Source organism: Microcoleus sp. (genome assembly GCF_049646505.1).
Lineage (GTDB): Bacteria > Cyanobacteriota > Cyanobacteriia > Cyanobacteriales > Microcoleaceae > Microcoleus.
Map to the genome: position 1 here is coordinate 1 of NZ_JBARVX010000023.1, position 5,336 is coordinate 5,336.

The 5,336-nt window shown below is 42.6% G+C and carries 6 protein-coding genes; 5 read left to right on the plus strand and 1 reads right to left on the minus strand.

Annotation, left to right across the window (positions count from 1 at the left end):
- Positions 1-141: 141 nt before the first annotated feature.
- A complete protein-coding gene (locus WBA89_RS01760; RefSeq protein ID WP_424403501.1) occupies positions 142-1,092 on the plus strand; it encodes a 2OG-Fe(II) oxygenase in 951 nt (316 codons plus the stop codon).
- A 263-nt stretch (positions 1,093-1,355) separates the two neighbouring features.
- Here WBA89_RS01760 and WBA89_RS01765 read toward each other — a convergent pair whose 3' ends face one another.
- Entirely contained in the window at positions 1,356-2,837 is a 1,482-nt protein-coding gene (locus tag WBA89_RS01765) for an ankyrin repeat domain-containing protein (RefSeq protein WP_424403503.1), read from the minus strand.
- 96 nt (positions 2,838-2,933) lie between these two features.
- On the opposite strand from WBA89_RS01765, the gene WBA89_RS01770 reads away from it, so the two are divergent.
- The 4 genes from WBA89_RS01770 to WBA89_RS01785 form a co-directional block, all read left to right on the plus strand.
- A complete protein-coding gene (locus WBA89_RS01770; RefSeq protein WP_333255837.1) occupies positions 2,934-3,404 on the plus strand; it encodes a DUF4079 domain-containing protein in 471 nt (156 codons plus the stop codon).
- Between the two features lie 133 nt (positions 3,405-3,537).
- Positions 3,538-4,353 carry a TIGR04255 family protein gene (locus tag WBA89_RS01775; RefSeq protein ID WP_424403505.1) on the plus strand — a complete coding sequence of 272 codons (816 nt, stop codon included), beginning with the start codon at positions 3,538-3,540 and terminating at the stop codon, positions 4,351-4,353.
- Position 4,354: 1 nt separating this feature from the next.
- Positions 4,355-5,011, plus strand: coding sequence for a hypothetical protein (locus WBA89_RS01780; protein ID WP_424403507.1), 657 nt, complete (start codon positions 4,355-4,357; stop codon positions 5,009-5,011).
- Positions 5,012-5,028: 17 nt separating this feature from the next.
- The coding region (locus WBA89_RS01785; RefSeq protein WP_424403509.1) for a hypothetical protein at positions 5,029-5,336 on the plus strand (308 nt) is incomplete at its 3' end.

Genomic DNA, 5,336 nt, shown 5'->3' on the forward strand with positions numbered 1-5,336 from the left:
CTCTTATCCCCTACTAAGACGGGAGATTATGACATTCTTGTCCCCCCCTTTTTAAGGGGGGTTAGGGGGGATCAAAAAGACTGTGACACCAATCAAAACTGTTATATCCTAACGACTTCCCAGTTGCGTCCTTAAAAAATTATGACTTACACTCAACAGCAAATTCAACCCCAAGACGTAAAAGTTAAAATCCTGCTCACCGGCGGACATCAGTGCACCGTCATTCTCAAATCCGATACACCATTATTGCACAGCCTTGTCAAAACATTAGCCGATCGCACCCAAGCAACAGTAGGTTTTTCCACCTTATTTCAAATCCCCATAGACGACGGGCGTTCTAGCCTTTGCTTCCCCGCAGATCACCTAGTGGGATTAGTCACCGAGCCCCCAATTTACTTGCAGCAAATGCAGCCGCAGCAGCTAGCAACTCCCGCCGAAATTCCCGTAGAAATCCCCGCCGAAATTCCAGCCGAAATTCCAGCCGCCGCGCCTGTAAATGACGACTTAATATCTCGCTACGCCCAAATAGATAACTTTTTGACACCAGCAGAAAAAAACAAATTAATCAAATATGTGTTATCAAAAGAATCAGAATTTGTGAGTACCAGCACCTCCACAAATGCCGAAGATTACCGCCGTTCTATGGTACTTCACTCATTCCCCGAATTTTCAACACTGATGGTAAATCGGATTAAAGGAATTCTCCCCGACGTGCTGCGGAAATTAAATATCCCGTCATTTCCGCTTGGTGATATAGAATCTCAGCTAACCACACACAACGACAACAACTTTTATAAACTTCACAACGACAGCGGCTCGCCCGATACCGCTAGCAGATTTTTTACTTACGTTTACTATTTCTATCGAGAACCCAAGGCTTTTTCCGGTGGCGAATTACTGATTTATGATAGCAAAGTCGAGAACAATTTTTATGTGGCGGCCGACACTTTCAGAACAGTAGAACCTCGGAATAACAGTATCGTATTTTTTCTCAGCCGCTATATGCACGAAGTTTTGACAGTTAGCTGTCCCTCGAAAGCTTTTGCTGATAGTCGCTGTACTATTAACGGCTGGGTGCGAAAAGCTGATTGATATCAAATCCTCTCTTCATCGGAATGATTCAGATATATATTCTCGGACTCTGTGTACTCTGTGTACTCTGCGGTTAAGTCATTCCGATGCAACCGGAAACGATATGAGATGAGATTTGCGGGTTAAGATAAAACGGCGGTTGAAACCGCGTCTACAAAAACAAAACCCGCCTCCGCGGGTTGAAGAATGAACGGTTAATATTACGTTTTTTTCTTGACACGGCATTTTCTTCAGTAGCACTCAATCGAAAATTGAAAATCGTATTATTCCTGTGCTCCGGCATTTTTGAGCAATTTCACCACAGTGGAATAACCTTTAAACTCAGCCAGCATTAAAGCTGTATAATTGCCGGGATTTTTATGATTTAATTCTGCACCGGCGGCGATTAAAATCTTGACTGCATCAGCATAACCCCGATGGGCGGCCCACATTAAAGCAGTTGCGCCGGAATCATCCAGCAGGTTGACATCCGCGCCTTTTTCGACTAATAATTGGACGATCGCCAAATAACCGCGATCGCACGCCTTCATTAAAGCCGTCTTCCCCAAATCCGCCGGAACATTTGCATCAGCACCGCCGTCGAGCAAAACCTTCACCGTCTCAGTATGTCCGCCAAAAACAGCCAGCGTTAAAGCCGTCTCCCCAAAGTTTTTAGCATTCAGAAAATCAGCCTGATTTGTGTTGACTTTTTGCAGCAAAGCCGATAGGATATTGCTGTGACCGTGAACAGCAGCCACCATCAAAGGCGTATCGCCCAACCGATTTCTCGCTCCGACAGTAGCGCCCCGATTTAATAGCAATTCCACCACATCTTCGCAGCCTTCAACCACCGCAAAATTCAACGCAGTTTCATCATCTCTGTCCTTAGCGTTGATATCCGCGCCAGCATCAAGTAAGATACGGGCGATCGGCAAATTTCCCCCAGCAGCCGCCGCCATCAAAGCCGTGCCCCCATCTCCATTTTTCACATTCGCATCAGCGCCCGCACCAAGCAAAGCCCGCACCGCATCAATATTGCCGAAATCAGCAGCCAAAGTCAAAGCAGTTTCGCCGTCTTTGTCGCGAATTTCCGCATTAGCGCCATCCGCCAACAGCACCTCGACAACCGCCAAATTTCCCGCCGCTGCAGCCTCCATCAAAGCGGTTTTGCTCTCAATATTTTTAAGATTAACATCCGCGCCGCGATCGAGTAAAATTCTGACAATTTCAGCGTTACCTTGACTGACAGCTAAAAATAGCAGAGAATTGTCAGCAACAGCACCCGCACCAGCCAAAACTTTCACAACGGCTTCGTGCCCCGACAAAGCCGCTATTTTCAGAGCCGAATCTCCATCTATATCTCGGACATTCACATCAGCCTTAGCATCAAGCAAAAGCCGCACAACATTAACATCGCCTTTGAGAGAAGCCGCCATCAAAGCCGTACTTCCATCATCATTTTTTGCATCAACATCAGCACCCGCAGCCAACAACAGCCGCATAACATCAGCCTGTTTGTGAGCAGCGGCCAGCATCAAAGCCGTCAGCCCAAAACGCCTGCTGGCGAGGTTGACATTAGCGTCATTGTTTAGTAAAATACGCACGATTTCCGTATAGCCCTTTTGGGCGGCAAACATCAAAGCCGTCGTCCCCTCAGAGTCTTTGGCATTAGCCTCAACGCCCTTAGCGAGTAAAGCTTGGACGTGAATAATGTTGCCAGTCTTGGTCGCTTGAATCAATACAGCGTCTTGTTTAGTGGCAGGCATAATAGTGTCTCGTTCTGTATGTTTTTACCATCACATGAGAGGGACTTACTGGTATACTAAGTTTTATGAAGTATGTTTGCTAATCCTGAGAACACCATGAACCTCGAAATTCCGCAGTCAGTGAAAGTTTGGAGCCAATTCTTCCACCCAGTTTTAATGTGGGTATTGCTAGCAATCTCCTTTTATGCTTTGTATCTCGGCCTGCAAATCCGCCGGACTAGAAGTGCCGAAGGCGAAGTCAAAAAAGAGTTAATTAAGGGGAAATTCAACATTAAACACCACCAGATGGGCTCTTTGCTGCTAGCCTTGATGGTAACGGGGGCGATCGGCGGAATGGCTGTCACCTATATCAACAACGGCAAATTGTTCGTGGGTTCCCACTTGCTCGCAGGGTTGGGAATGACCGCAATAATTGCGATCGCAGCCTCGCTAACTCCTTTGATGCAAAAAGGCAACAATTTGGCCAGAAACGCCCACATTTTTCTAAATGTTGTGCTGTTAGGGCTGTTTGGCTGGCAAGCAGTAACAGGCGTGGAAATCGTGCAGAGAATTATCAGCAAAATGTGATGATTTGGGTAAAATTGCTAATTGCTAATTGCTTTGGGGCAATTGGTGATTAGCAATTAAATTGTCATATTTATTAGCAAATTTTTTATAAATAATTGACAACTCTAGTTGATAAATGCTACAATTCGGCTCTATGGAGGAAGTACGACCAGACATGAAACTACCTAATTACCAACGAGTAATTTATCACCGAACTCCTTTGATAGAGGTTGTGGGGCAAGTACGCTTTCCTACAATTCTCAAAATTAACAATCAAGAGCCTTTTGAATTTCAGGAAAAAGTTCGTTTTGATTACCCCATTTTTCAACAGTCGCAGTCTCTAAACCTCCCTCCTGAAATAGCTGCCTTAGTGCCACAAATAGGTTCACTTGTGCCACAGCATACTAACTATAATTTTCTCTCTGAAAATTCAAAGTGGCAGTTGTCTTTAAACCGAGACACCCTAAGTTTAGCGACCTTTGAATACAGGCAGTATGAAGAATTTAAAGAGAAATTTACCAAAGCAGTTAACATTTTTGAAGAGATATATAATCCCTCTTTTTACATTAGATTAGGGTTAAGATATAGGGATTTGATACTTCGCTCCAAATTGAAAATTGACGATAAAGATAAACCTTGGTCAGAATTAATCAGTCCACGAATTGCTTCTGAGCTGCATAGTAGCGAGTGGTCTGACTCGATTAGGACTTTAGTGAAAAATTTGGAAATTGAAATAGAAGGAGGTAGGGTTAATTTTAATCACGGTTTAGTGATAGCACAAGACCCGTCACAAGCTAATTTTCAAGAACCTGGTTATTTGTTTGATGCTGATTTTTTTGTAGAACCAAAAATAAACAAGGAGGATATTTGGAATGTCTTTGATAACTTCAATCGAACGGGAGGAAAGCTATTCCGGTGGAGTATTACAGAACAACTCCACGCGGCAATGGAGCCTCAACCAATTGAGTAAGATGCCAGTAACTCTTTCAAGCCAAACTTATATTATCAGAACGTCGTACAAAGATGTTTTGCCAGCTAATTCTCCTATTATGATAGGAGGAAAAAATATTGTACCGGATTTATCGGTTAAGGTAGAAGTTGATTCTCAGCCATCTCACAGGGTAATTAACTTTTTAAAATGCCTGTCTATTTTGATGAGTTTACCTGAAAATGCTTTACAAAAATCAGTCTCTCAATTAGAAGCTATAAGGGATACGCTCGATCAAGAATATGTATTTTTGCAGCCAGTAGACTTACAGCAGAGTGCAGATAAATATTCTTCATTCCCCCACATTGCCTCTTTACTTGGTAATTTAGAAAAGGATTATGAAAGCCTTTATTCTAATTCTCCTAAAACGATTAAGACGGCAGAAAAGCTTATTGAGAAAGTACATTCAATAGCCTTAAACAATAATTGGTGGTGGCACGCTCCTCTGCTAAACATTAGTGTTGATAATGAAATTGTCTTTGAGTGGTGGAATCTCGGAAAAAAAATTACAATCTATGTTAAGGAGGAAGTAATAGACTATATAAAAGTTTGGGGTGCAGACATAGAGAATGAAATGGAAGATGGTTCAATTAGTTTGAATGATGATTTAATAGATTTATGGCAGTGGATAGGTAGTTAAATATCCTTCAGTTCAACATGACACAAGATTTTGTAGCGAATGAAGAGGTGTTGTATAGATGCGTATTCTATGATAGAAACTTGTATCAGATTCAAGGAAATATGGCTACCATTTCATCACAGGCATTTACCGATCGAGCGATGTGTCCCTCTGTTGATAGAGCTAGTTTATGCGGCAATAACCCCTGTTATTCTCAAAAAGATGAAAAAGACGCGGTAGTTAGTTTAATTACTAAAAATGTGAGGCTAATTGACAGTGTTATTCAGAATAATCCTAAAGGCGAACCAGAATTTATTTACAAAATTGATGTTTTACCTCGATCTAC